This is a genomic window from Neogemmobacter tilapiae, from assembly GCF_014652215.1.
Lineage (GTDB): Bacteria > Pseudomonadota > Alphaproteobacteria > Rhodobacterales > Rhodobacteraceae > Neogemmobacter > Neogemmobacter tilapiae.
Genome location: NZ_BMYJ01000013.1, coordinates 75215 through 100111, shown reverse-complemented (window position 1 = coordinate 100111; position 24897 = coordinate 75215). Strand labels below are relative to the sequence as shown.

Below are 24897 nucleotides of genomic sequence, written 5' to 3'. Positions count from 1 at the left end.
CGTTGGACCGCAGCGCAGGGGCAAACCTTAACACAAAACAAACACACAAGGTCGGGGCCCGTCCCGACCCTCCCAAGCACACCCGCCAAAACGTCGGGGCAAACCCCGATCTACGCCACGTTCCGTCAAATACAGAATCAATCGCACCTTTAAAAGCACCTCAAAACGTGCTATCTAAAGCCCCATCCAAGGGGACAGATCATGACCCAAGCCATCCACGCCACTTTCACCGCCAGCGTCACCGACCTGAAACGCGATCCGACCGGAACCGTTCGCGCGGGCGAAGGGGCCGCCGTGGCCATCCTGAACCGCAATGCCCCCGTGTTCTATTGCGTGCCCGCCGCCACCTATGAGGCGATGTTGGAACGGTTAGAGGATGCGGAATTGAACGCGCTGGCCAGTGCCCGCGCGGATATGCCCGAGGTTCCGGTGCATCTGGATGACCTATAGCCTGTCCTTCAAAGAGGCGGCTTTGGCCGAATGGCGCAAACTGGGCGCAACGGTTCAGGCACAATTCAAAAAGAAACTGGCGGAACGCCTGGAAAATCCCCATGTGCCCGCCGCGCGACTGCATGGGGCGACCAACCGATACAAGATCAAACTGGCCTCAGCAGGCTATCGACTGGTCTATGAGGTGCGGGATAGCGAATTGGTGGTGGTCGTGATCGCCGTAGGGAAAAGGGCGCGCGGCGCGGTCTATGCGCGGGCGAAAGACCGTTAGACCGACGCCGCCAAATCCCATCAAACCTCGGCAACACCAACAACACCCGCCGCTGATGCCGCCTTGATGAATCTCTGATCAAAACTCGCAAAGCCATCACATCTCCCCGACCACCCCAGATGCAGCGCATCGGCAAAATCCATCCCGGCTGCCACCCGGTCCAAGGCCTCGGCCACCAAGGCGGCATCCTCGATCAGCACGGTTGGAAGCCCTCCAAAGGCCCGCAGCGCGCGGGTGGACGGGGGACGAACAGTTTCCCACACACGACAACGGCGAGGAACGATTTTGGCCCCAAATTCCAACAGAATGGTGTCGGCCTAAGCCAGTCAGTTCACATTCAAAATAATGAATATTATATTTAAATCAAAGAGATGAATCTAGTTTCACGCGTGAAATCCCGCGTCAAAACCCCAAGGCCCGCAATCCGGCAGCAACCCCAATCGCCAGAATTGCCGCGAAAATATCGTTGCGGATCAGCAGGGTCAGAACCACGGCACTGCCCAGGGCCAGCGCCTCGACCAGCCCCCCCGCCTGCAAGGCCAGGGCCGTGATCCCGGCCATGACAGCCAGCGGGGTGGCCCGCAAAGCGGCCTCCAACCGGGCCGAGGGCGGCAGGAAACGCATGGCGACGAACCCCGCGATCCGGCAGGCAAAGGCGGCCCCGGCCATGACCAGCAAAAGGACAGGCATCGACGGCATCACGTTTTCACCCGCAAAGCAGCGGCCAAGCCCCCGGCCAACCCGGCCGCGATGACTGCCCAACCATTGCCAACCCAAGGCCCCAACAAAATCGCCGCCCCGGCCCCCACCCCGATGGGCAGGAAAGCGGCCCTTGTCTTGGCCATGGCCGTCATCATCGCGGCAGCAAAGGCGGGCAGCATCAGATCCACGCCCAAGGCATGCGGATCGGGCAGGATCCCCCCCGCAACCGCCCCAACCAGCGTGCCCCCCATCCAGCCGGCAAACATGGGAACCCCGGTGCCCAACAGATAGGCGCGGTCCTGCTCCCCCTCGGCAATCGCCTTCATCGTCAGGATCCAGTTGCCGTCGCCCAGCAGCAACAGCGACCCCACCGCCCGCCCCATCCCCGCAGGCCCCAGCCAAGGCTGAAGCGCGGCCCCAAACAGGACGTAGCGGGCATTGATCACCAGAATGGTGGCGGCCAGCGTGGAAAGGGTGACATGCCCGGTCTGGATCAAGTTGACCGAGGCCAGCTGCGCCGACCCCGAATAAACCGCCCCACTGATCCCCAAGGCCCAGCCCCAGCCGATCGCGGCCTGCGCCGCGACCAGCCCGAAACCCACACCATAGATGAAGATGCCAAGACCAAGACCCAAGGCATCGCGCATGCCCCTTTGAAATCCGGCCCGCCCAAAGGGAACCATAATATCAGACAGCCGCCTTCCGCATCTCGTCCAGATACAATTCCCGCAGCCGCTTGGCCACCGGCCCCGGCGTGCCGTCGCCCACCTTGACCCCGTCGATCTCGACCACCGGCATCACAAAGATGCTGGCCGCGGTCGAGAAACACTCATCCGCCGCCTGCGCCTCGGCCACCGTAAAGGCCCGCTCTTCAATCTCAAACTGCGCCTCCGCCGCGAAACGAAGCACGCTGGCGCGGGTGATCCCATGCAGGATCTCGCTGCCCAGATGACGGGTCACGATCTTGTTGCCCTTGACGAAATAGGCGTTGTTCGAGGTGCCCTCGGTGACCATCCCGTCCTCGACAAACCAACTGTCATCGACCCTCGCCTTCTTGGCCATCATCTTGCCCATGGAGGGGTACAAAAGCTGCGTCGTCTTGATGTCCCGCCGCCCCCAGCGGACATCGGGGATGGAAATGACCTTGAACCCGGTCTTTGCGGCGGGGGCATCAGCCAGATTGGGGATGTTCTGGGTGAAGGCGACAACGGTGCCCTTGGTGGTTTCCGGGTCTGGAAACACAAAGGAACGATCACCGGGATTGCCCCGCGTGACCTGCAAATAGATCATCCCCTGATCAATCCCGTTCAGCCGCACCAGTTCCCGGTGCATCGCCAAAAGGTCCGCGTTGCTGATCGGCGCGACCATGTCGAGTTCCGACATCGACCGCTCCAGCCGCTTGGCATGGCCGTCAAAGTCGATCAGCTTGCCTTCCAGAACCGAAGTCACCTCATAGACCGCATCGGCCATCAGAAAACCCCGGTCAAAGACCGAAATCTTGGCTTCGGCTTCGGGCAGATATTCCCCGTTCACATAGACGATGCGGCTCATGTTCAAACTATCCCCAAAGTGCGGCTTCCGGCGGGTGGACCCCTTGACTGTCATAGCGCAGAGGGTTGGCCCGGTCTTCTGCCAACAGCAACGGCCCGTCAAGGTCTGTCAGCGCCGCCCCTTGGGCCAAAAGCACGGCGGGGGCCATCGCCAGGGATGTGCCCACCATACAGCCCACCATCACGCCAAAGCCTTGGGACAAGGCCGCGTCCCGCAGGGCCAAGGCCTCGGTCAGCCCGCCGGCCTTGTCCAGCTTGATGTTCACCATGTCATAGCGGCCCTTCAGCCCCACCAGCGACGCCCTGTCATGGCAGCTTTCATCGGCACAGACGGGCAGGGGCCGCGCCATATGCGCCAAGACCTCATCCGCCCCCACGGGCAAGGGCTGTTCCACCAGTTCCACCCCCAGACGCAGCAGATGCGGCGCAAGATCGGCATAAATCTCGGCCGTCCATCCCTCGTTTGCATCCACCACCAGCCGCGCCTTCGGTGCACCCCGCCGCACCGCCTCCAGTCGCCCCATATCTTCCGGCGTGCCCAGCTTGATCTTCAACAGCGGCCGCCCCGCATTCGCCCGCGCCGCCGCCTCCATCGCCTCGGGCGCATCCAGCGACAGCGTATAGGCCGTCATCACCGCCCCCGGCGCTTCCAGCCCCGCCAGCTCCCACACCCGCCGCCCCGCCCGTTTCGCCGCCCAGTCCCACAGCGCGCAATCCACCGCATTCCGCCCCGCCCCCGGCCCCATCGCCGCTTGCAGTTCCGCCCGCCCGATCCATTCGCCCAGGCCGGCGATATCGGCCATCACCCCCGCCACGCTTTCGCCATAGCGCGCATAGGGCACGCATTCGCCATAGCCCCGAAACCCGTCGCGTTCAACGGTCACGCGCAGCACCACGGCCTCGGTCTTTGATCCCCGGCTGATTGTAAAGGCCTGCCCCAGCCGGAACCGTTCTGCATCGACCCGGATCATGCCCGCGCCTTTCATCTTGCCAAAAATACCGGCGGGGGAGGGACCGCAGGGACCGTGGGGGCGGATAGCCCCCGCCGGGCCAAGGGGGCTCGATGCCCCCGAGGCCCGGTTTCTGGTCTCAATACAGCACCACCGACGGCAGCCAGCCTTTTTCGTGCACCGCTTCCATCATCTCTGCCAAGGGGATAAATGCCAGAAACACCAAAGCATCGGCGAAATTCACCCGCAGGGCTGCGACCGACACCTCGATGACCGGGCCCGTTGTGAACAGGGATGGTTTCGGAAGAATGCGTGGCACCCTTGCGGCATAGGCCTGATATTCGGCCCCAAACTCTGACCGCAGAAAGCGTTCTTCGCGGCTGGCGGTGGCTTGCAGGATCATAAGGACCGAAAGCCCCAGCCCTGCCGCCAAGGTCAGGCTGCCCAGCATGAAACCAAAGCCAAAGACGCCGATGGTCGAGAACAGGTAAAGCGGATGGCGGCAGATGGAATAGGGGCCTTCCTGCATCACACCCCGGTTCTTCAGCGCGCCAATGTACAGAATCGCCCAGAACCGCCCCAGAACACCGGCGATGATCAGGAAAACGCCCGACACCTCCATCACCCCGAACTGCCAGTCGGATTCACCCCAGGCCGAGCGGGTGAACAGGATCAGCGGCACAGCGGCCAGAAAGAACAGGCGCAGGCCCCAGATGCGGATGCGCTGATTGAAGGGTTTCACGGTTTTGGCGGTCAGGTTTGCGGTCATGGGGCGGGCCTTTCGTTTTTCTAGGCGCTAGGCCCGCCCCGCCATGTGGTCAATCCATGCGGCCTAGTCCTTTGGTTGCAGATCCAGCAGGGGTAGGTGGATTTCCGTGCGCAGATCTTCCTGAGACACCTCCATCGGGCTGTTCAGATAGACTTCGAACGTCGGGCTGTGCCCCGGTTCTTCAGCCGATTTCGGCAGCCAAAGCGCGAACAACTGATCATAGGCCGCAGGGAGCCCCGCATAGGGACCGACATGGGTCAGAACTGCCTGCCGTCCTGCGGGAAGGATCACCTCCTCCAAGGGCGCCGCAATGGGAATGTCATCGGGCAGCACAAAACCCGCGTGCGAGCGCAGATCGGCCAAGGGGACAGCGCTCGGGTCATCGTAATAGACGCCGATCATTTGCCCCGCATGGCTGCCCAACTGGCGGGTGACCATCAGGGTGTAAAGTTTCTCAAAGGCTTGGCCGATGTCGTGATAGGCACCGCGATGGGCGATACAGGCCAGACGGCGGGCGGGTTCTTGGCGGATGTCGACGGGTTGGGTCATGGTCATCTCCTTGGGCGGGTTCCGATAAAAGGGCCGCCATTCGCCACGCTGGCGAAAGGCGGCGGGGGACATGCCAAAGGATTCGCGGAAGGCGCGGGTAAAGCTGGCGACATTGTCATAGCCCACATCCCGCGCGACGCGCGGCAGAGGCGTCGAGGTCATGGCCAAGGCATAGGATGCCTTGTTCATCCGCAGTCGCCGCACGGTCTGGGCTGTCGTCTCGCCCGTTACCGCATGAAAGACGCGGTGAAAGTGAAACCGCGACAGGGCCGCCACATCGGCCAGCGCATCCAGCGACAGATCGCCCGAGGGATGGTTGTGGATATAGTCTACCACCCGCAGGATGCGCTGTTCGTAACGTTCCATCAACCACTCCTCTGCCATCCTTGGCATAGCGCCTTGTGCCCCCATCCCCCGACACAAATCTTGCGAAGTTGCATCGCGGGGCGGTTGCCGCCATATAGGGGCGATGCGAAACGGAGCCTGTTCATGAACTATCTCGAATTCGAAAAACCGCTGGCCGAGATTGAAGGCAAGGCGGAAGAGCTGCGTGCGATGGCACGAGCCAACAAAGAGATGGACGTGGCCAAAGAGGCGGAAGCCCTGGACCGCAAAGCGGAAACGCTGCTGCGGGATCTTTACAAGGATCTGACGCCTTGGCGGAAATGTCAGGTGGCCCGCCACCCGGACCGGCCGCATTGCAAGGATTACATCGAAACCCTGTTCACCGAATTCACGCCCTTGGCGGGCGACCGCGCCTTTGCCGAAGATCTGGCGATCATGGGGGGGCTGGCGCGTTTCAACGACCAGCCCGTGGTGGTGATCGGCCATGAACGGGGCCATGACACCAAGACGCGGATTGAGCGCAATTTCGGCATGGCGCGGCCCGAAGGCTATCGCAAGGCCATTCGCCTGATGGATCTGGCCGACCGTTTTGGTCTGCCAGTGGTGTCGCTGATTGACACGTCCGGCGCCTATCCCGGCAAAGGCGCCGAAGAACGCGGTCAGGCCGAGGCGATTGCCCGGTCCACCGAAAAATGCCTGTCGCTGGGCGTGCCGATGGTCTGCATCGTTCTGGGCGAAGGGGGCTCGGGCGGCGCTGTGGCGATTGCGGCGGGGAACCGCGTGGCGATGCTGGAACATTCGGTTTATTCGGTGATTTCCCCGGAAGGCTGCGCCTCGATCCTGTGGAAAGACGCGGAAAAGATGCGTGAAGCCGCCGAGGCTTTGCGTCTGACGGCGCACGACCTGCAAAAGCTGGGCGTGATTGATCGGATCATCAAGGAACCCGTCGGCGGCGCACAACGGGGGCGCAAGGAAACAATTGACGCGGTGGGCAAGGCGCTGGAAGCGATGCTGAAAGAGCTGAAGGGCAAAAAGCGCGACACGCTGATCAAGGAACGGCGGACCAAGTTTCTGGAAATGGGTTCCAAGGGGCTGGCGGCCTGATGAACCCCTGGACGTTGCTGGTTCTGGCGGGGCTGATGGAAACCGGCTGGGCCATCGGGCTGAAATATTCCGAGGGCTTTACAAAACCCTTGGCCAGCGTTCTGACCATTGTCGGGGCTTTGGCCAGTTTCTGGTTGCTGGCGCGGGCGATGCAAAGCCTGCCAGTCGGCACCGCCTATGCCGTCTGGGTCGGTATCGGGGCCATAGGCACCGCCATCACGGCGGTCTTTCTGTTCCACGAGCCGGTGAATGCGCTGCGCGTGCTTGGCATTCTGCTGATCTTGGGCGGCATCATCGCCCTAAAACTGGCATGATCCGGGCGCTTTTTCTGCTGCTGCTGGCCAGCCCTGCGATGGCAGACGGCACGCTTGAGGGGCGCTTGGTCAATTTCAGCGTTTTGGTCTACGACGATCCGGCACGGCCCATTTTTGTCGGCCAAGGCCGGACCGTGCAGGTGGGTCAAGGCGTCGAATTTGGGCTGGACCGCGAAGGGGCGCAAAACGGGGTCGATGTCGTGCCGGTGGCGGTGGACATCAGCCCGCAGCGGATCGAGGTCGAATTCCTGCCGGGGGTTCAAGGCGAACTGTTGACTGCCGCATTCAACGGCTATGTCCTGCATTTCGAAACCGACTGCGCTCTGTTCGAGAAGGTCGGCATCGACCGTGAATTCACGACGATGGCGATGACCGACGCGGATATCCAAACCGAGGTCAGCACCCTGTTCATCAACATGTCGGGCAAAACCTTTGTGCCGGGGCAGGGCTTTGGCTTGAATGTGCAGGTCGCGGACTGTCCGCTGTCTTAACTGCGGTCAACCTAGGGCCAGTGACGCTGCAATCAGCCACATGGTCAGACCCACGCCGATTTCCAGCCAGACCCAGGCCTGTTCGCGGGCAAAGACCGGGGCCAAAAGCCGCGCGCCATAACCCAAAGCGGCAAAAAAGGTAAAGGACGCCAGCATCGCGCCCCAGCCAAAGGCCATCGCCCCCGCGCCCTGCGCCGCACTCAGCGCGCCGATCAGCACCAACGTATCCAGATAGACATGCGGATTGGCCCAGGTCAGCAGCAGGCAGGTGGCCAGCACGCGTTGCAGGCTGGCCTTTTGCCCTTCGGCTGGGCGCAAGGCCTCGCCTCCCTTCAGCGCCGCCCGAAACCGCAAACCCCCATAAACCAGCAGAAACGCTACCCCCAGCCACCGCATCACGGTCGAGGCGCCCGGCAAGGCGTTTTCCACCGCGCCCATGCCCGTGACACCCGCAAAGATCAGCAGGGCGTCCGACAGGGCACAGGTCGCCACCACCGCGCCGACATGTTCGCGCCGCAGCCCCTGCCGCAAAACAAAGGCGTTCTGCGCCCCGATGGCCGCAATCAGCGAAAGCCCCGTCGCATAGCCTGCCCCGAAGGATCCCAACATCATCATCTCCGTCTTTCGGTTTGACTTGCAGGAAGTGCCCTGAACAATCAAATTAAACCTTGTGTGGATGGATTAGGAAAACTAATGCTGGACCCCCATCAACTGGCCGCCTTGGCCGCCATTCACCGGCGCGGCAGTTTTGAACTGGCGGCCAGCGATCTGCGTGTCACGCCATCGGCCATTTCGCAGCGGCTGAAAGGGTTGGAGGATCAGGTGGGAAGCCTTTTGATCATCCGGGGCCAACCCTGTCGCGCTACGCCCCCCGGCCTGCGGCTGATTGCGCATTTCGACCAGATTTCCCTGATGGAAAGCCAGTTGACGGGCGATCTGCCGGGCCTGCCCGAAGGGCCGCGCCCACGGCTACGGATCGCCTTGAATGCCGACAGTCTGGCGACTTGGATCGTGCCTGCCTTGGCGGCCTGCGAAGGGATGCTCTTTGATCTGGTGATTGACGATCAGGACGTGTCGCAGGATTGGCTGCGGCGCGGTGAGGTGATTGCGGCGGTGACGGCGAACCCGAAACCGCCGCAGGGCTGCGACAGTCTGGCACTGGGCGCGCTGCGCTATCGCGCCACCGCCAGCCCCGGCTTTGTGGCCCGCTGGTTTGCGGGTGGCCTAACGCCGCAGGCGCTGCAACTGGCCCCGATGCTGGAATACGACGCCAAGGACCGCCTGCAATCGCGCTGGCTGGCGGCGCAAGGCGGCGCGGGCCTGCATCCCCCGGCGCATCGCCTGCCCTCGACCCACGCTTTTATCGACGCCGCACGGGCAGGATTGGGCTGGGGGATGAACCCCGAAGTTTTGGCCCGCCCGCATCTGGAAAGCGGCGCGCTGGTCGAACTGGTACCGGACAGCCCGCTCGACACGCCGCTGTTCTGGCAGTTTCCAAGGCTGGCGAATAAGGGGTTGGAGCCGCTGACGGGGGCGCTGAAAAGGGCGGCAAAGGTGGGCTTGGTCGCCATAGGAACAATAGCTGACAAAAGTTGATGAACGGCGTAATCTCTTGGCATTTGAACAAATGATGAGAGCCGCCATGACGCATTTTAACGCAACAGGTGCCACCCATGCTTGGACCATGCGTGGCAATGATCTCTACCAATATTCCGCCGCCTCTGGCAATCCGACAGCCTTTGTGACCGACAGCCAAACCGAGTCGCCCGCTGCCAGCATCAATCTCATGCTGGACGGGCAGACCACGCAACTGGATCAACCATTGATCATGTTCGACTCGGGCTTTCGCTTTAATTTTGGACGGGCCGGATCACTGCGAGTCTACGGTGACGGTCTGGAAATGCCCCTGAACGGCGAAATCACTGCTGGGGTGATCAACAATCTTTCCGTGACCGATTTGTGGGGCGGTGCAAGTTTTTATGCCTATGGCATGCAAGCGGCCGCCTCGACCTTTACCAGCGCACTGCTCACCACCAGCCGGGCCGATGACGGCATTTTTTACGCCCAAATGTTCGCTGGAAATGACCTGATCCGCCTGACCGCGCATTCCGACGCGATCAACGCACAAGGTGGGCGCGATCTGGTGCAGGGCGGTGAGGGCAATGACAGCCTGAATGGCGCGGATGGCTTTGATCTGCTGGACGGCGGCAGTGGGGCGGATCGGTTGACGGGCGGTACGGCGGGGGATCTGGTTTTAGGGGGGGCGGGGGCTGACCGGTTGCTGGGCCAATCGGGGAATGACTGGCTGACGGGCGGAAGGGGCACTGACACGCTGACAGGTGGTTCTGGTGCGGATCGCTTCCTGTTTCGGGCTGGTGACGGCCGCGATGTGATCAGCGATTTTCAGGACGGCAGTGACAAGGTCGTTCTGTCTGTCGCTGGATTGAAATTCGGCCAGCTGACCATCAGCCAGGTCGGCAACGATGTTCGCATTCGCTGGGGCAATCAGTCGATTGTGCTAGAAAACGAAAAACGTGCCAACATTTCCGCTGCCGATTTCCAGTTTGACCCGGAAGGGCTTGGTATCACCGCCAGAAAGGTCGATTTCTTTTCGGGCTGGGATTTCATCGCCTAATGAAAAAGCCCCGGTCCAACCGGGGCTTTCGATCTTACAACTGCGCCGCCACATCCTCGGGGATGTCGAAGTTGTGGGTCACGTCCTGCACGTCGTCGTCTTCTTCCAGCGTGTCGATCAGCCGCATCAGTTTCTGCGCGGTTTCCAGATCAACCTCGGTCCGGGTTTGCGGTTTCCAGATCAGTTTCGCCTCGGTCGATTCGCCCAAGGCTTTTTCCAGGGCGTCCGAGACATCCGACAGGGCATCGACGCTGCAATAGATCCAGTGGCCCTCTTCGTCCGATTCGACGTCATCGGCCCCGGCATCCAGCGCGGCCATCATCACCGAATCCGCATCGCCCGCCGTCGCCGGATAGGTGATCTCGCCGACCCGGTCAAAGCCGTGGCTGACGCTGCCGGTCTGGCCCAGATTGCCGCCGTTCTTGGAAAAATAGCTGCGGACGTTGCTGGCCGTGCGGTTCAGGTTGTCGGTCATCGCCTCGACGATGATCGCAATCCCGTTGGGGCCGTAGCCCTCATAACGGATTTCGGTGTAATCCGCCGCATCGCCGCCTTGGGATTTCTTGATAGCCCGGTCGATGACGTCCTTGGGCATGGAAACCGATTTGGCGGCCTTGACGGCCAGACGCAGACGGGGGTTCTTGTCGGGATCAGGGTCGCCCATTTTCGCGGCGACGGTGATTTCCTTCGCCAGTTTCGAAAACATCTTGGAGCGCAGCTTGTCCTGCTTGCCCTTACGATGCTGGATGTTCGCCCATTTGGAATGGCCAGCCATGAACCCTAACTCCGGTTGTCCTGCGGATGATGCGCTGCCTATACACGGGCGCCCCAAGGGCCCGCAACCCTTACAGCAAGCGTTACAGCGGCCAGATGATCGGGATCAGGGCCGAGGCCACCAGCATGGTGATGATGTTCAAAGGAATGCCAACGCGCATGTAGTCCGAGAATTTATAGCCGCCGGGACCGTAAACCATCATGTTGGTCTGATAGCCGACAGGGGTGGCAAAGGCCAAGGTCGCCGAGAACATGACGGCCACGACAAAGGGCCGTGGGTCCAGCCCCAGCGACTGCGCCAGTTCGATGGCGATAGGGGTATAAATCACCGCCACCGCATTGTTCGACAGGAACTCCGTCAGCACTAGCCCTAGGAAATAGACCGCAAGGATCAAAAGGAAGGGCGAAAGACCGGCCATATAGGGGCTGACGGCGGTGACGATCATTTCGACGGCGCCGGAATGGTCCAGCCCTTCGCCTACGGCCAGCATGGCAAAGATCATCGCCAACAGACGGCCATCGACAAAGCTGAACGCCTCGTCCGAATCGACACAATGGGTGATCAGCATGATGGCGACGCCAATGACGGCCAAGGGCAGGATCGGAAAATCAAAGGCCGAAAGGCCGACGATGGCGGCCAGAACGGCAATGGCGATGGGGGCCTTGCTGCGGCGGAAGGGTTTGATCACCGGACGGCTGATGTCGACCAGATCCATATCGGCGGCCAGACGCTGGATGTCCTCGATCGCGCCTTCCAAAAGCAGGGTATCCCCCACCCGCACCACCAGATCATCCAATTGCCGCCCGATGTTCTGGTTGCGGCGATGCGCGGCCAGCACATAGACACCATAGCGGCGGCGCAGTCGGAGTTCGCCCAAGGAACGCCCCTCCATCCGGCAACCGGGGGAAATCAGCACCTCGACCGTTTCGGTTTTCACCGACGACAACTTGTCGGCCAGATGCACGTCCTTGTTGTTCTTCAGCCCCAGAAGTTCGGTCATTTCGGTGCGCAGAACCACGCGGTCGCCTGCTTGCAGGCGCACGGGCTCCATATCGCGCCGCAAGGACGCATCGCCGCGCAGCACGTCCACAACGCGAACGCCGTCACGCTTGAACAGTTCGACGGCAAGGGGGGCTTGCCCGATCAAGGGGCTGCCTTCGGGAATGGCGACTTCGGTGAAATATTTCATCTTGCGCCGGTCGGACAAAAGCACGCCCATCGACTGACGCACCGGCAACAGCCGGTCGCCAAAGGCCATCAGATACAGCCCACCGGCCAAGGTCACCGCGATGCCCAGGGGCGCAATCTCGAACAGGCCGAAATGGGCCAAGCCTTGATCCTTGGCGACACCATCAACCAGCAGGTTGGTCGAGGTGCCGATCAGCGTGATCATGCCGCCCAAGACAGTCATATAGGACAGTGGAATCAGCAGTTTGGACGGGGCTGCGCCAATCTTGACCGCGATCTGGATGACGACGGGGATCATCACGGCGACCAAAGGCGTGTTGTTCATAAAGCCCGAGGCGACGGCGACAAAGCCGAACAGCACCAGAATGGTGGTCTTGGGCCGATTGCCAACATGCCTTTCGGCGGTGGTGATGATCATTTCGACGGCGCCGGTGCGCACCAGCCCGCCCATCACCAGAAACATCATGGCGATGGTCCAGGGGGCGGCGTTCGACAACATGCCGGTGGCATCTTTCAGCGGCAAAAGCCCGGTGATCAGCATCACGGCTGCGCCGCCGATGGCCGTCACTTCGACAGGATAGGATTCACGGATGAACAGAACAAACATGACGGCCAGAATGGCCAAGGCCGCATAGGCCTGCATTTCGACAGGCAGTTCCAGTCCAAACATGGAATAATCTTCTCTTGTCCCCGTTGGGGCCTGCATAGCGCGTTCTGGCCCGCTGTCAAACCACCGATGCAGGGGAATGGCGCGGCTGGACCAAGGTCAGCCCTGCCAGCATCACCGCCAAAGCGGCCCAGACCCAAGGCGAAAAGCCTTCTCCCAACAGCACCATCGCCCAGATCACGCCGCTGCCCGTGACGATGTAAGAGGTCTGCGAGGCAAAGACCGCCCCCGCCCGCGCCGCCAGCCAGACATAGGCGGTATATGCAAAGGCATGGATGGATGAACTGGCGATCAGCGCCCATTCCGGCGGACCAAAGAGGCGGAACGGGTCGATCCATTGGCCCGAGGTCAGCACCAAGGGCAAAACCAGCGCCATCCCCACCAAGGATGCCAGGAACATCGCCTGCATCGCATCCATGCCTGCGGTGCCAAACCGGGCGACATAGTTGCTTTCCATCGCATAGAACAGCGGACCAATCATGGCGACCGGCAGCCAGACGACCATCCCCGCGCCGGGCAAGGCCCCTTCCGGCACGGCGATGAGGACAACACCCAGCAGGCCGCAAAGCAGCCCCGCCAGTCGCGCCGCGCCGAAACGGTCGGTGCCCAAGGCCAAGGCGATGGGAAAGGCCAGCAGCGGCACGGTCGAGATCAGGATCGACATGATCCCAGCGGGGAGATGGCCCACCGCGATGTAAAAGGTGGAATTGGGGATGATCGTGCCGATCACCGCGATGATTGTTGCAAAGCGCAGGCTTGCGGCGTTCAGCGGCACGGCTTTGCGACGCACCAGCAGCAACACCCCCAAAATCAGCACGGCAATGACCAACTGCCAAAAGATCAGCCCGAAATGCCGGTGGCCAGTCGAAACCGCGATCTTGCCCAGCGTCTGCGTCGATCCCCAGCCTAGCCCCATCAGGACCAGAACCAGCAGATAGAACCATCTTTGGTTCATGATGGCCCAGACTGTTCCAGCCGCCCACCCTGCCGCACCATGCAAACCCGCGTGGCCCGGCCCGTCCGGTCGTCGGTTTCAACATAGACGCCCGACAGGGTTGCCTCGCCCTCGGCCGGTTCAAAGCGAGCCTTGGGCATTCCGGTGATGAAGCGCCGCAAAGGCTCCAGTTTGTCCATACCGATCACGCTGTCGTAATCGCCACACATCCCGGCATCGGACTGATAGGCCGTGCCGCCTTTCAGGATCATCGCGTCGCCCGTTGGCACATGGGTATGCGTGCCCACGACCACACTTGCCCGCCCATCGCACCAATGGCCCATCGCCATCTTCTCGCTGGTCGCCTCGGCATGGAAATCGACAAGGATGGCTTGTGCCAATCCGCCCAAGGGGTGCGATTTCAAAACCGCCTCCACCGCGCTGAACGGATCGTCAAAGGGCCGTTTCATGAAAACCTGACCCAAGGCCTGCACCACCAGAACCTTGCGCCCACCCCGCGACTCGAACAGCCGCGCCCCCCGGCCCGGTGCGCCTTTGGCAAAATTCAGCGGCCGGATGATGCGGTTTTCACTTTCGATAAAGGACAACATGTCCTTTTGGTCAAAGGCATGGTCGCCCAGCGTCAGGCAATCCGCCCCCGCCTGCAACAGAACCTTGGCATGCTCGCCAGTTAACCCAGCGCCCTGCGACGCATTTTCCGCATTGACCACGACAAAATCGAGGCCCCAATCCGCACGCAGCTTGGGCAGCTTTTCCACCAGCGCGGCGCGGCCCGCCCGGCCCATGACATCGCCCAGAAACAAGATTTTCATGCCTACCGGAATAGGACGGGGCCAGCGGCCCTGCAAGCCCCTGCTTAGTCGCGCTCTAACAGCGCCCTCAGCACCGCATCGGCCTCGGGTCCGTCCCAAGTGGCGTCTCCGGTAAGGCGAGCGACCTCTTGCCCCTCCGGGTTCAGGATCACCGTCACCGGCAGGCCCATGATGCCCATGGCGCGTGAAAGTTCCATCTTAGGGTCGCGCAGCACGGGCAGGTTTTCGACCCCGGCCTCGCCAAAGAATTTCTCGATCGCGGGCACCGGATTGCGGCCTGATGCCACGGTCAGAACGGTGAAATCTTCGCCCTCCATCCTGCCTTGTAGACGGTCCAGCCCCGGCATTTCGGTGCGGCAGGGGGCGCACCAGGTGGCCCAGAAATTCACCAGAACCCAGCGGCCTTTGTATTCGTCAAGGCTGTGAACCCCATCCTCCAGATCCAGCAGTTCGGCCTTGGGCAGGTCCATCGCCTCGGCAAAGTTCAGCTTTTGCATATCCCCCGCGCGGGCGGCATCGGCGGCGGCAATATCGGCGGCGGCTGGGTTTGCACCAAACAGCAGGGCCGTATAAAGGACGGCGGGACGAAGGATCGACATCTAACCCCCAGATCAGGACCATCAGCATCATGACCGCGACCGAAGCCAAATCAGCCAACACGATGTGGGGCGGGCGTTTCGCCGAAGGTCCGGACGCGATCATGACGGCGATCAACGCCTCGATCGGGTTCGACAAGCGGCTTTACGCCCAGGACATCGCCGGGTCGCGCGCCCATGCGGCGATGCTGGCCGCGACGGGTATCCTGACTGATAAGGATGCCGAGGTGATCCGGGAAGGCCTGCTCACGGTCTTGTCAGAAATCGAAAGCGGTCAGTTCCAGTTTCAGACCGCGTTAGAGGACATCCACCTGAACGTCGAAAGCCGCCTGACCCAGATCGTGGGCGATGCCGGCAAGCGGCTGCACACCGCCCGCAGCCGCAATGATCAGGTGGCTGTCGATTTCCGGCTTTGGGTCCGCGATCAATGCGATGCCGCGATTTCCGGCCTGACCGCGCTGATGGGGGCCTTTGTGGCGCAAGCCGAGGCAGGGGCCGATTGGGTGATGCCGGGCTTTACCCATCTGCAAACCGCCCAGCCGGTCACCTGGGGCCATCACATGCTGGCCTATGTCGAAATGCTGGCCCGCGACCGGGGCCGTTTCATCGACGCGCGCGCGCGGATGAATGAATGCCCCTTGGGCGCTGCGGCCTTGGCGGGGACCTCTTTTCCCATTGACCGGCACATGACCGCCAGTGCCCTGGGCTTTGACCGGCCAACGGCCAATTCGCTGGACAGTGTTTCCGACCGCGACTTTGCTTTGGAATTCTTGGGGGCCGCCAGCATCTGCGCCATGCACCTGTCGCGCTTTGCCGAAGAGCTGGTGATCTGGTCCTCCGCCCAGTTCCGCTTTGTGCGGCTGTCCGACCGTTGGACAACCGGTTCCAGCATCATGCCGCAGAAGAAAAACCCCGATGCCGCCGAATTGCTGCGGGCCAAGCTGGGGCGGATTCTGGGGGCGAATGTGGCCCTGTTCACGGTGATGAAGGGTCTGGCCCTGACCTATTCCAAGGACATGCAAGAGGACAAGGAACAGGTCTTTGACGCGGCCGATACGCTGATGCTGGCCTTGGCCGCGATGACGGGCATGGTGAGCGACATGAACGCCAACCGCGAGGTTCTGGCACAGGCCGCCGGTTCCGGTTTTTCAACGGCGACCGATCTGGCCGATTGGCTGGTGCGCGCCCTTGGCCTGCCCTTCCGTGAGGCGCATCATGTGACGGGCACATTGGTCGCCATCGCCGAAAAGCAGGGCTGTGATCTGCCGGATCTGACGTTGGCCCAGATGCAGTCGGTGCATGCTGGGATCACGCAAGATGTCTTTGGCGTCTTGGGCGTGCAGAATTCCGTGAACTCGCGCACCTCTTATGGCGGAACCGCGCCGGTTCGCGTGCGCGAACAGATCGCCCGCTGGAAGGCGGCACTGGCCTAGGGCAGCATCCCGCCATCAACATGGAGGATGTGATGCTGAAACGGATGATGGGGCCCCTGATGCTGGCCTTGGCTTTGGCTGGATGCGGTGCGGATGGCGAACCGGTGACGCCCGGTGTGACGGTTTCGGGCGAGGCGCAGATGGGTGTTTCGGGGACGTTGTAGTTCTAGCTTTACGGTGGATTGAAGGGATAAGGGCCGCGCGCGACGCGGGTGGTCGCCGGGCGGGACGATTGATCGGCGTGGTTCGATAATTTTCAGGCCTAAAACGGGGCAGGGGCGTGGAATTCCAGCTTTTGCCCCGTCCCCGGCTGATGCACCACCAACCGTTCCGCATGCAGCATCATGCGCGGAAAATCCCGCGCGGGGCCTTCCGCATAGAGATCATCCCCAAGGATCGGATGGCCCAAAGCCGCCATATGCACCCGCAATTGATGGCTGCGCCCCGTCAAGGGGATCAGCGCCACACGGGTTTCATTCTCCAGCCGTTCCAGAACCCGCCAATCGGTCTGCGCGGGCTTGCCAGTTTCATGGTTCACATGCTGGCGCGGCCTGTTCGGCCAATCGACGATCATCGGCAGGTCAACCCGACCTTCGTCCTGTTCCATCCGCCCCCAGACCCGCGCCACATAGGTCTTGTCGGTTTTGCGCTTTTCAAACTGCTGCCCCAGATTGGCCTGCGCCTCATGCGTCAAGCCGAAAACCACCACGCCCGACGTATCCGTATCCAGCCGATGCACCAGCCGCACGCCGGGAAAGTCGGCGCGCAGGCGGTTGATCAGGCAATCCTGCTTGTCCTCACCCTTGCCGGGAACGGTCAAAAGCCCCTCGGGCTTGTTCACCGCCAGAACCTGCCCATCCGCATAAAGGATAGGGATGGGGCCGGTTGGTGGGTTGTAAACATAATCACGCATCCCGCCCCCATGCCCCGGCTTTGGGCCTCACGCAAGGGGAAGGTCGCCTTGGTGCTGCGGCAGGCCATCGCTGATAGTGTAATAATCGCCTTTGTCGGCCACAAAGATATGCGCCGTCAGGCGGCCCCCACTCGGGCCTTTGACGCAGCCTGCTTCGATATTGAACTCTTGCCCCGGCTTGCGGAAATAAAGGCCAGACCCACATTTACCGCAAAAGCCCCGCTGCCCGCCCCCAGCGGAGGTGAACTCTCGCAAAGCGCCCTTGGCGACCCACTGCACGGCGCTTTCATCCACATCAAAGGATGCCGCGTAATGCCCCGAATATTTCCGGCATTGCGTGCAATGGCAGGCCGTCACATCGCCCGCTGGCCCCGGAACCTGGAACTGGACCGATCCACAAAGACAACCGCAATCCAAAGCGTCCGGCGCGGGCTTCGGTTGGGTGTAATAGTCCCCCGCATCCGCCAGATGCCATTCGCCGATCACCTGCAATCCGGTCGGCCCATCCAAAGCCCCGGCGGCGAAAGAGATGTGGTCGCCGCCGAATTCCTCCCAGAACAGGCTGGAACCGCATTGCCCACAAAACCCCCGCCGCGCCTTGGCCGAGGATTGGAACCAGACAAGGCTTTCATCCTTGGTCACGGTCAGCGTGCCGTGGTCGGCCCCGGCGGCGGCCCAGAAATGCCCGCTGGTGCGGCGGCATTGGGTGCAGTGACACAGCAGCACATCGCGGGGCTTGCCTTCGACGGTGAAGGTGACCGCACCGCAAAGGCAGGAGCCGTGCCGCATCAAACCGCCTCGCGGAAAGTATCCGCCAGAATGGCCCCCAGCGCCTTGGCGTCGGCGTCGTCAAAGGCGGCGGGCGTGTCGCTGTCCAGATCGAACACGCCCAGCAGCACCCCCGCCCCGTTCCACACCGGCAGCACCAGTTCGGATTTCGTGCTGGAAGAACAGGCGATATGGCCCGGAAACGCCTCCACATCTGGCACGATCTGTGGCTGGCCCGTCCGGGCCGCAGCCCCGCAGACGCCGCGCGAAAACGGGATGACAAGGCAGCCGTGGCCGCCTTGATAGGGCCCGATCTTCAGCATTTCAGGGCCGGTCACGCGGTAGAATCCGGTCCAATTGGCCAAAGGATGGGCCGCGTGAACCTCGCAGGCCACGGTTGCCATCAGTGCAATTGTATCTTTTTCTCCATGGCACAGGGCGTCAATCTGCTTGGCAAGATGCTGATAATCCATCGGTCTTTCCTTGTTTCGCGCTTTATATCCCATCTTTGCGCAAGGCGAAATGGCGAGGCTTGCTTACCGATTGCTAACGAAGGGGGGCTAGGCTGAGGCGGTGATCAAGGCAGGAGGATGGCCGATGAACCTGAAAAGCGAAACCATGGGAAATGTGCTGGTGGTCCGCGTGCTGGAAGACCGGATTGATGCCGCTTCGGCCATCCAGTTCAAGGAACAGATGCGTGACGTGATCCAGACGCCGCTGGCGCGGGTGCTACTGGATCTGTCGCAGGTGATGTTTCTGGACAGTTCGGGCCTGGGGGCCGTGGTGGCGGTGATGAAACTGCTGGGCCCCGATCGGAAACTGGAACTGGCGGGGCTGACGCCGACGGTGGACAAGGTCTTCCGGCTGACGCGGATGGATGGTTTCGTGACGATTCATCCGCAGATGCCCGATGCCAGCCAGATGCGGCAGGCGGGGTAGGGCCATGATGCAGGGACATGCGATTGTGCCCGATCTGGCTCCCGCGCCGCATGATCTGCGGGTAGAGGTGCCAGGAACGGCGGAGGCTGTGCGCGATCTGCTGGTCTGGCTGTCCGGCCAGTCGCTGATCACCGAATTGCCAACGGAGGTGCGGGGTTCGGCCGAACTGGTTCTGGCCGAGGCGCTGAACAATGTGGTGGAACATGCCTATGGGCCGTTTTCAGGCGAAATCCGCGTGATGATGACGCGGAAAGACGGCGGTTTGCGGGTGATCATCGAAGATGATGGAACGGAAATGCCAAATTATGATATACCAGAAGGGAAATTGCACGCAGCACAGAATCACACAGACTTGGCCGAAGGCGGCTATGGCTGGTATCTGATTCGGAAGCTGACAAAAAACCTAAGCTATCGCCGCTTTGGGGGCTGCAATCGGTTGTCGTTCTTGCTGGAGCCGAAACAGTTGAATTGACAAATCCGCGACTGTTTCCGGGAATTAAAATCTGTCGCGTGAATGCCTGAATTCGCCCCTATGACTGCCCAAGTTACCTAGGAATGTGACGGGGTAGCTTCCAAAGGCTTCCCTCGGCATCGTGGCCATACCCCCACCCAGGACGCGATGCCGAGGTTCTTTAAACCCCCACAGTGCAATCGTAAGTTGAATGCTGTAACGTTTCCGCATTTTAAGGTTGTTGGCACTCCTTTGATTTGCAGAGGCAACATCGCCTGATAAGAAGACCATTTCCACATTAAAGCCCCTTCTACGCGGCTGACTTCGCATTGGTCCATTCCGACCCTTGCATCGGCCATCGGCAGGGGGAATGCTGCCCGCAAAGACGATAAAGCCAAGGGCGGAACATCATGCGCAATTTTGAAATTCCGGGCCGTTCGGCGGTCTATGCTGACAATGGAATTTGCGCGACTTCGCATCCTTTGGCAGCCAAGGTGGCGCTGGATATATTGCAACAGGGCGGCAATGCCGCCGATGCCGCCATTGCCGGGGCGGTGCTGCTGGGGATTTGCGAACCACAAATGACCGGGCTTGCGGGCGACTGCTTTGTTCTGGTGAAACCGGCGGGGCAAGATCAGGTTCTGGCGCTGAACGGTTCCGGCCGCGCCCCTGCGGCGTTGAACGCCCAGACCTTGCGCGATCAGGGGCTGACCAGCATTCCGTTGCGCGGCATCGAATCCGTGACGATGCCCGGCGCGGTCGATGCCTTTTGCCGATTGTCGGCGGATCACGGACGGCTGGACATGGCGCAGACCCTTGCCCCCGCCATCCACTATGCCGAAACCGGCGTCCCCGTCGCCCCCCGCGTGGCCCGCGACTGGGCCGAGGATGCGCCAGCCCTGCAAGGCCGGGCGCGTGATCTTTACCTTGTGAACGAAAAGCCCCTGACCATCGGCCAACGCTTCCGCGCCCCCGGTCAAGCCGAGGTGCTGCGCGCCATTGCCGCCAAGGGGCGGGACGGGTTCTATAAGGGGCCGGTGGCGGATGATCTGATTCACAGCCTGCGCACCCTGGGCGGCCTGCACACGCAGGACGATCTGGACGCCACCAAAGCCGACTGGAACGCCCCGATCCAAGGGGTCTACAAGGGCGCAAACCTTTGGGAGCATGCGCCGAACGGGCAGGGGGCGACGGCGATCCTCCTTCTCAACATACTGTCGCATTTCGACCTGTCGGCGCTGGATCCTTTCGGTCCCGAACGCGCGCATATCGAGGCGGAGGCGACGAAACTCGCCTATGACGCCCGCAACCGCCTGCTGGCCGACCCAGACCATACCACGCGGCTGGCGCATATGCTGGCCCCGGAAACAGCGGCAAAACTGGCCGCGCTGATCGACCCCAACCGCGCCATGCCCGACGTGACGCCCCTGACCGAGGCGATCCACAAGGACACCGTCTATATCACTGTCGTTGACCGCGACCGCATGGCCGTGTCGCTGATCTATTCCGTCTTCTGGGGCTTTGGGGCGGGGCTGGCTTCGGAAAAATACGGGCTTTTGTTCCAGAATCGCGGCGCAGGTTTCAGCCTGACCCCCGGCCATCCGAATGAACTCGCGGGCGGCAAGCGGCCCATGCATACGATCATCCCGGCGATGCTGGACGAGGGCGCGGGCGTGAACATGCCCTTCGGCGTCATGGGCGGCGGCTATCAGCCCTGCGGCCATGCGCGGTTTGTCAGCAACCTGCGCGACTATGGCATGGACCTGCAAAGCGCCATCGACGCGCCACGCAGCTTTGCCACGCCCGAGGGGCTGAAGCTGGAGAGCGGCTATTCCGACGCCACCAAGCAGGCCTTGGCGGACCGCGGCCACCAGGTCATCCCGCCCGAAGACCCCTTGGGCGGGGCACAGGCCATCCGCATCCGCGCCGATGGTGTGCTGGAAGGGGCATCCGACCCGCGCAAGGACGGGATTGCGCTGGGCTATTAATTCAGCGGCACTTGCAACGGGTAAACCCCGTCGCTGTAATCGCCGAACATGTCATGCACATCCGGGTGATCCAGCGGCTCGCCCGTATCATCCGGCACAAGGTTCTGTTCCGACACATAGGCGACATAATAGCTTTCGTCGTTTTCGGCCAGCAGGTGATAGAACGGCTGATCGCGGCGCGGGCGGCTGTCTTCGGGGATTTTCTGATACCAGTCTTCGGTGTTGGAAAACCGCGCATCCACATCAAAAACGACACCACGAAACGGGTGCTTGCGATGGCGCAGCACCTGACCCAAATGGTATTTCGCCTGCGTCATCTGCATCGCATTGCGTCCCCCACCGGTTCATTTTATCCCCAAATGGACCGTAAAGTCCACGTCCTGCGGGCGCGAATCGGGGAAACAATCTGTGCAGCTTGTCCTTACAGTCTTGGAAATCACCGCCCCCGTCGCGGTGCTGGCTTTGATCGGTTTCCTCTGGGTGAAGACCGGCCATGAGTATCGGCTGGAGTTTGTAACCCGGCTTTCGATGACGCTGGGCGTGCCCTGCTTGATCTTTACCGCGCTGATGAAAACCACCATCGACCCCAAGGCTTTGGCGGCTCTGTCACTGGCGGCCCTGGTCGGCTATGCCGGGCTGACGGCGCTGTTCTGGGGGCTTTGCCGCGTGCTGGGGCTGAATATGCGGACCTATCTGGCCCCGCTGATTTTTGGCAACACCGGCAATCTGGGCCTGCCCTTGGCGCTGTTCGCCTTTGGCGAGGCGGGGCTGGGCTATGCGGTGGTCATCTTTGCGGTGATGGCGGTGCTGTCCTTTACCTTTGGCCTTTGGCTGGTGGCGGGCGGTGGTTCACCCATGCGGGCGGTCAAGGAACCGATGGTGGGGGCAACCCTGCTGGGGGCACTGTTCCTGTGGCAGGGCTGGCAGACGCCGGTCTGGATCACCCGCTCACTGGATCTGGTGGGGCAAATGGCCATTCCGTTGATGCTGATCACGCTGGGCGTGGCCATCGCCCGCATCCCGCCGCAGGGCGTGTTCCGCGCGGTCTGGGTTTCGCTTCTGCGCGTGGCAATCTGCGTGGCGGTGGCTTGGGGGGCGGGTGTCTGGTTCGGGCTGGAGCCGGTGGCTTTGGCGGTGCTGGTCCTGCAACTTTCAACACCCGTGGCGGTGACATCCTATATGCTGGCCGAGAAATATGGCGCCGACGCACCGCAGGTGGCGGGGTTGGTCATCATCTCGACCCTGCTGTCGGTGGTCACTTTGCCGCTCACTCTCGCATTTCTGATCTGATGCCCTTGCGACAGGGATTCCCCCGGCCCCGATTTTCCCGTATTCTATGACAAAATAAGAATGCACGAGGGGCAAATGAGCAGGTTTCTCCGTGCGGCCGTGTTGTTGATGTTTCTGGCGTCCTGCGGGGGCGGCAGCAGCAAATATTCCGCGCCGCGAGAGTTGGACGATGCGTGCAGCATCATCCGCGAACGGCCGCAGTATTATAACGCGCTTCTGGCGACCGAACGGCGCTGGGGGGTGCCTGTCAGCGTGCAGATGGCCACGATCTATCAGGAATCGAAATTCATCGGCAACGCGCGGACGCCGCACCGCTTTGTGCTGGGGATCATCCCGATGGGCCGTCAAAGCAGCGCCTATGGCTACAGTCAGGCGCTGGACGGGACTTGGGAAGAATATCAGGAAGACCAGCGTAACTGGCGCGCCCGCCGCGACCGGATCGACGATGCCACCGATTTCATGGGCTGGTATATGTACGAAACCGAAGAGCGGATCGGCGTGTCACGGGCCGATGCCGAAAGCCAATACCTCGCCTATCACGAAGGGCGGACCGGCTATATGCGCAAAAGCTATGAAGGCAAGCCCTGGCTGGTCGAAGTCGCGCGCAAGGTGGGCGAACGTTCGCAGATCTATGCGGTGCAACTGTCGAACTGCCGGTAGATGCGTAGGATGGGCCATTGGCCCATCCACTTAATTCCGCTTGTTCGTTTCCTGCGTGATGCTGAACAGGTTGCCCGACAGGCTCATCCCTTTTTTCAGATCGCCCAGAATGACGGTGGTTTCGCTGCCGCCTTCGTCCACGATCACCCACTGCCGCAGTTCCACCGGATTGGCGGTAAACACCATGTCGATGGACCCGTATTCCGGATGCGCTGGGTCTTGCGCCTTGACGCGGGTGGTATTGTCCACCTCGGTATGGCCGACCACCATATTGGCCTTGGACAGATCGACATTCTCGGCCAGGATCAGGCTCAGGGGCGTCTTGCTCAAAGGGTATTGTTCGGGCGGTTGGTTTGACCTTCCGTCAAAAATCGCGACCTGTCCGCCGCCCGCGAGCACCAAGGAATCGTCCGGCGGGGCATATTCGAAACGCACGCGGCCGGGGCGGCGGATGTAAATCTCGCCGGTGCTGATCGACCCATCGGCATTCACTTGGGTGAAATCCGTCTGGGCCGTGGTCAGCCCGTTCAGATAGGCGGAAATGTCGGCCAGCGAAATTTTCTCGGCCTGCGCGGGCAGGGCGAAAACCAAGGCGAACAGCGGGGCGGCAAGCGCGGGTTTCAGCATCATGATCGGGAATATAGGGCGGCACGCGCGGCCTTGCACCCCCTTTGCCATCAACAGGCCGCGATCCTGTGGGGTTGCGGCAAGCCCTTGCCCATGCCAACAGGGCCAGGCGGGCCATTGACCCGTATCTGGGTGTAAGGGACAGAGAATGAAAAAGATTTTGGGCTATGTTGCGATGATTGTGGTGGCCGTGGCGGGCTATGTCGGCTGGACATGGTACAGCTTTGCCGCCGTGACGCCGATTGATCCGCAGCGCGGGGTTTATGGCAGCGACGATCTGGAATTGTGGATCGACCTGAACGTGATGATGCCGGGGCCGATGCGGCGCTGGGCCTGCGAAACGCTGCGGGCGCGGGAACGCGAGGCTTTGGGCGGGCAAAACTCCCTGCCGCCTTATGGCTGCCATCCCGATTTCGATCCGAATGCCAAGGTGGATATCGTGGCCTCGATGGTCGAGGCCAATCTGAACAACACGGAATATCTGGCGAAACGCAAGAACGCGACGACCCAGCAGATTGAAGAGGTGAAAGCCTGCGTGCGGACCAAAGTGACCGCAGGGATCACCGATGATCTGCGGGCCCAACTGACAGCGGAAATCCCCGAAGGCGATTCCATCGTTGTTCTCAGCCAGATGGCCAGCAAAGCGGATGAGGAATGTCTGGCCGCCGCAGGGCTGTAAGGCGCTGAACATGAAAACGCCCGCGA

Annotated in this window: 33 protein-coding genes; 15 read left to right on the top strand and 18 right to left on the bottom strand. The window is 61.7% G+C overall.

What is annotated here, in order from left to right; translation table 11 throughout:
- The first annotated feature begins 201 nt into the window (after positions 1–201).
- Together IE095_RS17005 and IE095_RS17000 are read left to right on the top strand one after the other, a co-directional pair.
- Positions 202–450: a type II toxin-antitoxin system Phd/YefM family antitoxin gene (locus IE095_RS17005; RefSeq protein WP_189413263.1), complete on the top strand. Its 249-nt coding sequence runs from the start codon at positions 202–204 to the stop codon at positions 448–450.
- A complete protein-coding gene (locus tag IE095_RS17000; protein ID WP_189413261.1) occupies positions 440–721 on the top strand; it encodes a type II toxin-antitoxin system RelE family toxin in 282 nt (93 codons plus the stop codon). Before IE095_RS17005 ends, IE095_RS17000 begins: the two co-directional genes overlap by 11 nt.
- Before the next feature lie 20 nt (positions 722–741).
- Here IE095_RS17000 and IE095_RS16995 read toward each other — a convergent pair whose 3' ends face one another.
- The 7 genes from IE095_RS16995 to IE095_RS16965 all read right to left on the bottom strand — a co-directional run bounded on the left by IE095_RS16995 (position 742) and on the right by IE095_RS16965 (position 5607).
- Entirely contained in the window at positions 742–921 is a 180-nt protein-coding gene (locus IE095_RS16995) for a PIN domain-containing protein (RefSeq protein WP_189413259.1), read from the bottom strand.
- Positions 922–1123: 202 nt separating this feature from the next.
- On the bottom strand, positions 1124–1411 hold the full coding sequence (locus IE095_RS16990) for an AzlD family protein (RefSeq protein ID WP_189413257.1): 288 nt from the start codon (positions 1409–1411) through the stop codon (positions 1124–1126).
- Positions 1412–1419: 8 nt separating this feature from the next.
- Positions 1420–2070, bottom strand: coding sequence for an AzlC family ABC transporter permease (locus IE095_RS16985; RefSeq protein ID WP_189413255.1), 651 nt, complete (start codon positions 2068–2070; stop codon positions 1420–1422).
- A 40-nt stretch (positions 2071–2110) separates the two neighbouring features.
- A complete protein-coding gene (locus tag IE095_RS16980) occupies positions 2111–2974 on the bottom strand; it encodes a D-amino-acid transaminase (protein ID WP_189413252.1) in 864 nt (287 codons plus the stop codon).
- A gap of 7 nt (positions 2975–2981) precedes the next feature.
- Positions 2982–3944: an N-acetyl-D-Glu racemase DgcA gene (dgcA, locus tag IE095_RS16975; protein WP_189413251.1), complete on the bottom strand. Its 963-nt coding sequence runs from the start codon at positions 3942–3944 to the stop codon at positions 2982–2984.
- 118 nt (positions 3945–4062) lie between these two features.
- Complete coding sequence (locus IE095_RS16970) at positions 4063–4692, bottom strand: methyltransferase family protein (protein WP_189413249.1); 630 nt, start codon at positions 4690–4692, stop codon at positions 4063–4065.
- 63 nt (positions 4693–4755) lie between these two features.
- The gene (locus IE095_RS16965) at positions 4756–5607 is read right to left on the bottom strand and encodes an AraC family transcriptional regulator (RefSeq protein ID WP_308428911.1); all 852 of its coding nucleotides are present in this window, start codon (positions 5605–5607) and stop codon (positions 4756–4758) included.
- Positions 5608–5730: 123 nt separating this feature from the next.
- Here IE095_RS16965 and IE095_RS16960 point away from each other — a divergent pair, with 123 nt between their 5' ends.
- Genes IE095_RS16960 through IE095_RS16950 form a run of 3 tightly spaced genes read left to right on the top strand, consistent with a single transcriptional unit; the run spans position 5731 to position 7495 of the window.
- On the top strand, positions 5731–6690 hold the full coding sequence (locus tag IE095_RS16960; RefSeq protein ID WP_189413247.1) for an acetyl-CoA carboxylase carboxyltransferase subunit alpha: 960 nt from the start codon (positions 5731–5733) through the stop codon (positions 6688–6690).
- Positions 6690–7004 carry a DMT family transporter gene (locus tag IE095_RS16955; RefSeq protein WP_189413245.1) on the top strand — a complete coding sequence of 105 codons (315 nt, stop codon included), beginning with the start codon at positions 6690–6692 and terminating at the stop codon, positions 7002–7004. Before IE095_RS16960 ends, IE095_RS16955 begins: the two co-directional genes overlap by 1 nt.
- A complete protein-coding gene (locus tag IE095_RS16950; RefSeq protein ID WP_189413243.1) occupies positions 7001–7495 on the top strand; it encodes a hypothetical protein in 495 nt (164 codons plus the stop codon). Before IE095_RS16955 ends, IE095_RS16950 begins: the two co-directional genes overlap by 4 nt.
- A 6-nt stretch (positions 7496–7501) precedes the next feature.
- Here IE095_RS16950 and IE095_RS16945 read toward each other — a convergent pair whose 3' ends face one another.
- Positions 7502–8104, bottom strand: a complete 603-nt coding sequence (locus tag IE095_RS16945) for a LysE/ArgO family amino acid transporter (protein ID WP_189413241.1) — start codon at positions 8102–8104, stop codon at positions 7502–7504.
- A gap of 84 nt (positions 8105–8188) precedes the next feature.
- On the opposite strand from IE095_RS16945, the gene IE095_RS16940 reads away from it, so the two are divergent.
- Both IE095_RS16940 and IE095_RS16935 read left to right on the top strand, forming a co-directional pair.
- Positions 8189–9091 (top strand): LysR family transcriptional regulator ArgP, encoded by a 903-nt coding sequence (locus IE095_RS16940; RefSeq protein ID WP_189413239.1) that lies wholly within the window; start codon positions 8189–8191, stop codon positions 9089–9091.
- Positions 9092–9137: 46 nt separating this feature from the next.
- Positions 9138–10130: a calcium-binding protein gene (locus tag IE095_RS16935; RefSeq protein ID WP_189413237.1), complete on the top strand. Its 993-nt coding sequence runs from the start codon at positions 9138–9140 to the stop codon at positions 10128–10130.
- 34 nt (positions 10131–10164) lie between these two features.
- Here IE095_RS16935 and IE095_RS16930 read toward each other — a convergent pair whose 3' ends face one another.
- The 5 genes from IE095_RS16930 to IE095_RS16910 all read right to left on the bottom strand — a co-directional run bounded on the left by IE095_RS16930 (position 10165) and on the right by IE095_RS16910 (position 15126).
- Positions 10165–10905 (bottom strand): YebC/PmpR family DNA-binding transcriptional regulator, encoded by a 741-nt coding sequence (locus IE095_RS16930; protein WP_189413236.1) that lies wholly within the window; start codon positions 10903–10905, stop codon positions 10165–10167.
- Positions 10906–10987: 82 nt separating this feature from the next.
- Complete coding sequence (locus IE095_RS16925) at positions 10988–12763, bottom strand: SLC13 family permease (RefSeq protein ID WP_189413234.1); 1776 nt, start codon at positions 12761–12763, stop codon at positions 10988–10990.
- Positions 12764–12818: 55 nt separating this feature from the next.
- On the bottom strand, positions 12819–13715 hold the full coding sequence (locus IE095_RS16920) for a DMT family transporter (protein ID WP_189413233.1): 897 nt from the start codon (positions 13713–13715) through the stop codon (positions 12819–12821).
- Positions 13712–14527: a TIGR00282 family metallophosphoesterase gene (locus IE095_RS16915; RefSeq protein ID WP_189413232.1), complete on the bottom strand. Its 816-nt coding sequence runs from the start codon at positions 14525–14527 to the stop codon at positions 13712–13714. The genes IE095_RS16920 and IE095_RS16915 overlap by 4 nt, the downstream gene beginning before the upstream one ends.
- Before the next feature lie 44 nt (positions 14528–14571).
- Positions 14572–15126 carry a TlpA family protein disulfide reductase gene (locus IE095_RS16910; protein WP_189413231.1) on the bottom strand — a complete coding sequence of 185 codons (555 nt, stop codon included), beginning with the start codon at positions 15124–15126 and terminating at the stop codon, positions 14572–14574.
- Between the two features lie 29 nt (positions 15127–15155).
- On the opposite strand from IE095_RS16910, the gene argH reads away from it, so the two are divergent.
- Together argH and IE095_RS18660 are read left to right on the top strand one after the other, a co-directional pair.
- Positions 15156–16556, top strand: coding sequence for an argininosuccinate lyase (gene argH, locus IE095_RS16905; protein ID WP_189413230.1), 1401 nt, complete (start codon positions 15156–15158; stop codon positions 16554–16556).
- A gap of 32 nt (positions 16557–16588) precedes the next feature.
- Entirely contained in the window at positions 16589–16720 is a 132-nt protein-coding gene (locus IE095_RS18660) for a hypothetical protein (RefSeq protein ID WP_268247732.1), read from the top strand.
- A gap of 98 nt (positions 16721–16818) precedes the next feature.
- On the opposite strand, the gene IE095_RS16900 is transcribed toward IE095_RS18660, so the two are convergent.
- Genes IE095_RS16900 through msrC form a run of 3 tightly spaced genes read right to left on the bottom strand, consistent with a single transcriptional unit; the run spans position 16819 to position 18710 of the window.
- Entirely contained in the window at positions 16819–17469 is a 651-nt protein-coding gene (locus IE095_RS16900) for an RluA family pseudouridine synthase (protein WP_189413229.1), read from the bottom strand.
- A 27-nt stretch (positions 17470–17496) separates the two neighbouring features.
- Positions 17497–18258 carry a GFA family protein gene (locus IE095_RS16895; protein ID WP_189413228.1) on the bottom strand — a complete coding sequence of 254 codons (762 nt, stop codon included), beginning with the start codon at positions 18256–18258 and terminating at the stop codon, positions 17497–17499.
- Positions 18258–18710: a free L-methionine (R)-S-oxide reductase MsrC gene (msrC, locus tag IE095_RS16890; protein WP_189413227.1), complete on the bottom strand. Its 453-nt coding sequence runs from the start codon at positions 18708–18710 to the stop codon at positions 18258–18260. The genes IE095_RS16895 and msrC overlap by 1 nt, the downstream gene beginning before the upstream one ends.
- 124 nt (positions 18711–18834) lie before the next feature.
- On the opposite strand from msrC, the gene IE095_RS16885 reads away from it, so the two are divergent.
- From IE095_RS16885 to IE095_RS16875, 3 genes are all read left to right on the top strand, one after another.
- Complete coding sequence (locus tag IE095_RS16885) at positions 18835–19176, top strand: STAS domain-containing protein (protein ID WP_189413225.1); 342 nt, start codon at positions 18835–18837, stop codon at positions 19174–19176.
- A gap of 4 nt (positions 19177–19180) precedes the next feature.
- Complete coding sequence (locus IE095_RS16880) at positions 19181–19648, top strand: ATP-binding protein (protein ID WP_189413223.1); 468 nt, start codon at positions 19181–19183, stop codon at positions 19646–19648.
- Positions 19649–20037: 389 nt separating this feature from the next.
- Entirely contained in the window at positions 20038–21615 is a 1578-nt protein-coding gene (locus IE095_RS16875) for a gamma-glutamyltransferase family protein (protein WP_189413222.1), read from the top strand.
- Here the strand turns inward: IE095_RS16875 and hspQ are convergent.
- Positions 21612–21938 carry a heat shock protein HspQ gene (gene hspQ / locus IE095_RS16870; RefSeq protein WP_189413220.1) on the bottom strand — a complete coding sequence of 109 codons (327 nt, stop codon included), beginning with the start codon at positions 21936–21938 and terminating at the stop codon, positions 21612–21614. The two genes, IE095_RS16875 and hspQ, sit on opposite strands and share 4 nt — an antisense overlap.
- A gap of 85 nt (positions 21939–22023) precedes the next feature.
- Here hspQ and IE095_RS16865 point away from each other — a divergent pair, with 85 nt between their 5' ends.
- The gene (locus IE095_RS16865) at positions 22024–22905 is read left to right on the top strand and encodes an AEC family transporter (protein ID WP_189413219.1); all 882 of its coding nucleotides are present in this window, start codon (positions 22024–22026) and stop codon (positions 22903–22905) included.
- Positions 22906–22980: 75 nt separating this feature from the next.
- Entirely contained in the window at positions 22981–23565 is a 585-nt protein-coding gene (locus IE095_RS16860; protein WP_189413218.1) for a transglycosylase SLT domain-containing protein, read from the top strand.
- A gap of 30 nt (positions 23566–23595) precedes the next feature.
- Here IE095_RS16860 and IE095_RS16855 read toward each other — a convergent pair whose 3' ends face one another.
- Positions 23596–24195 (bottom strand): LolA family protein, encoded by a 600-nt coding sequence (locus IE095_RS16855; protein WP_189413217.1) that lies wholly within the window; start codon positions 24193–24195, stop codon positions 23596–23598.
- Positions 24196–24340: 145 nt separating this feature from the next.
- Here IE095_RS16855 and IE095_RS16850 point away from each other — a divergent pair, with 145 nt between their 5' ends.
- Positions 24341–24871 (top strand): hypothetical protein, encoded by a 531-nt coding sequence (locus IE095_RS16850; protein ID WP_189413216.1) that lies wholly within the window; start codon positions 24341–24343, stop codon positions 24869–24871.
- The last annotated feature ends 26 nt before the right edge of the window (positions 24872–24897 follow it).

Excerpts from the sequence above, each read along its gene's own strand:
- IE095_RS16985 (WP_189413255.1), bottom strand. The coding sequence starts at position 2,070 with ATGCGCGATGCCTTGGGTCTTGGTCTTGGCATCTTCATCTATGGTGTG.
- IE095_RS17005 (WP_189413263.1), top strand. The coding sequence starts at position 202 with ATGACCCAAGCCATCCACGCCACTTTCACCGCCAGCGTCACCGACCTG.
- IE095_RS17000 (WP_189413261.1), top strand. The coding sequence starts at position 440 with ATGACCTATAGCCTGTCCTTCAAAGAGGCGGCTTTGGCCGAATGGCGC.
- IE095_RS16930 (WP_189413236.1), bottom strand. The coding sequence starts at position 10,905 with ATGGCTGGCCATTCCAAATGGGCGAACATCCAGCATCGTAAGGGCAAG.
- IE095_RS16875 (WP_189413222.1), top strand. The coding sequence starts at position 20,038 with ATGCGCAATTTTGAAATTCCGGGCCGTTCGGCGGTCTATGCTGACAAT.
- IE095_RS16955 (WP_189413245.1), top strand. The coding sequence starts at position 6,690 with ATGAACCCCTGGACGTTGCTGGTTCTGGCGGGGCTGATGGAAACCGGC.
- IE095_RS16910 (WP_189413231.1), bottom strand. The coding sequence starts at position 15,126 with ATGTCGATCCTTCGTCCCGCCGTCCTTTATACGGCCCTGCTGTTTGGT.
- IE095_RS16935 (WP_189413237.1), top strand. The coding sequence starts at position 9,138 with ATGACGCATTTTAACGCAACAGGTGCCACCCATGCTTGGACCATGCGT.
- IE095_RS16850 (WP_189413216.1), top strand. The coding sequence starts at position 24,341 with ATGAAAAAGATTTTGGGCTATGTTGCGATGATTGTGGTGGCCGTGGCG.
- IE095_RS16925 (WP_189413234.1), bottom strand. The coding sequence starts at position 12,763 with ATGTTTGGACTGGAACTGCCTGTCGAAATGCAGGCCTATGCGGCCTTG.
- IE095_RS16990 (WP_189413257.1), bottom strand. The coding sequence starts at position 1,411 with ATGCCTGTCCTTTTGCTGGTCATGGCCGGGGCCGCCTTTGCCTGCCGG.
- IE095_RS16960 (WP_189413247.1), top strand. The coding sequence starts at position 5,731 with ATGAACTATCTCGAATTCGAAAAACCGCTGGCCGAGATTGAAGGCAAG.
- IE095_RS16920 (WP_189413233.1), bottom strand. The coding sequence starts at position 13,715 with ATGAACCAAAGATGGTTCTATCTGCTGGTTCTGGTCCTGATGGGGCTA.
- IE095_RS16965 (WP_308428911.1), bottom strand. The coding sequence starts at position 5,607 with ATGGAACGTTACGAACAGCGCATCCTGCGGGTGGTAGACTATATCCAC.
- argH (WP_189413230.1), top strand. The coding sequence starts at position 15,156 with ATGACCGCGACCGAAGCCAAATCAGCCAACACGATGTGGGGCGGGCGT.
- IE095_RS16860 (WP_189413218.1), top strand. The coding sequence starts at position 22,981 with ATGAGCAGGTTTCTCCGTGCGGCCGTGTTGTTGATGTTTCTGGCGTCC.
- hspQ (WP_189413220.1), bottom strand. The coding sequence starts at position 21,938 with ATGCAGATGACGCAGGCGAAATACCATTTGGGTCAGGTGCTGCGCCAT.
- msrC (WP_189413227.1), bottom strand. The coding sequence starts at position 18,710 with ATGGATTATCAGCATCTTGCCAAGCAGATTGACGCCCTGTGCCATGGA.
- IE095_RS16915 (WP_189413232.1), bottom strand. The coding sequence starts at position 14,527 with ATGAAAATCTTGTTTCTGGGCGATGTCATGGGCCGGGCGGGCCGCGCC.
- IE095_RS16970 (WP_189413249.1), bottom strand. The coding sequence starts at position 4,692 with ATGACCGCAAACCTGACCGCCAAAACCGTGAAACCCTTCAATCAGCGC.
- IE095_RS16895 (WP_189413228.1), bottom strand. The coding sequence starts at position 18,258 with ATGCGGCACGGCTCCTGCCTTTGCGGTGCGGTCACCTTCACCGTCGAA.
- IE095_RS16945 (WP_189413241.1), bottom strand. The coding sequence starts at position 8,104 with ATGTTGGGATCCTTCGGGGCAGGCTATGCGACGGGGCTTTCGCTGATT.
- IE095_RS18660 (WP_268247732.1), top strand. The coding sequence starts at position 16,589 with ATGCTGAAACGGATGATGGGGCCCCTGATGCTGGCCTTGGCTTTGGCT.
- IE095_RS16900 (WP_189413229.1), bottom strand. The coding sequence starts at position 17,469 with ATGCGTGATTATGTTTACAACCCACCAACCGGCCCCATCCCTATCCTT.
- IE095_RS16940 (WP_189413239.1), top strand. The coding sequence starts at position 8,189 with ATGCTGGACCCCCATCAACTGGCCGCCTTGGCCGCCATTCACCGGCGC.
- dgcA (WP_189413251.1), bottom strand. The coding sequence starts at position 3,944 with ATGATCCGGGTCGATGCAGAACGGTTCCGGCTGGGGCAGGCCTTTACA.
- IE095_RS16980 (WP_189413252.1), bottom strand. The coding sequence starts at position 2,974 with ATGAGCCGCATCGTCTATGTGAACGGGGAATATCTGCCCGAAGCCGAA.
- IE095_RS16880 (WP_189413223.1), top strand. The coding sequence starts at position 19,181 with ATGATGCAGGGACATGCGATTGTGCCCGATCTGGCTCCCGCGCCGCAT.
- IE095_RS16855 (WP_189413217.1), bottom strand. The coding sequence starts at position 24,195 with ATGATGCTGAAACCCGCGCTTGCCGCCCCGCTGTTCGCCTTGGTTTTC.
- IE095_RS16885 (WP_189413225.1), top strand. The coding sequence starts at position 18,835 with ATGAACCTGAAAAGCGAAACCATGGGAAATGTGCTGGTGGTCCGCGTG.
- IE095_RS16950 (WP_189413243.1), top strand. The coding sequence starts at position 7,001 with ATGATCCGGGCGCTTTTTCTGCTGCTGCTGGCCAGCCCTGCGATGGCA.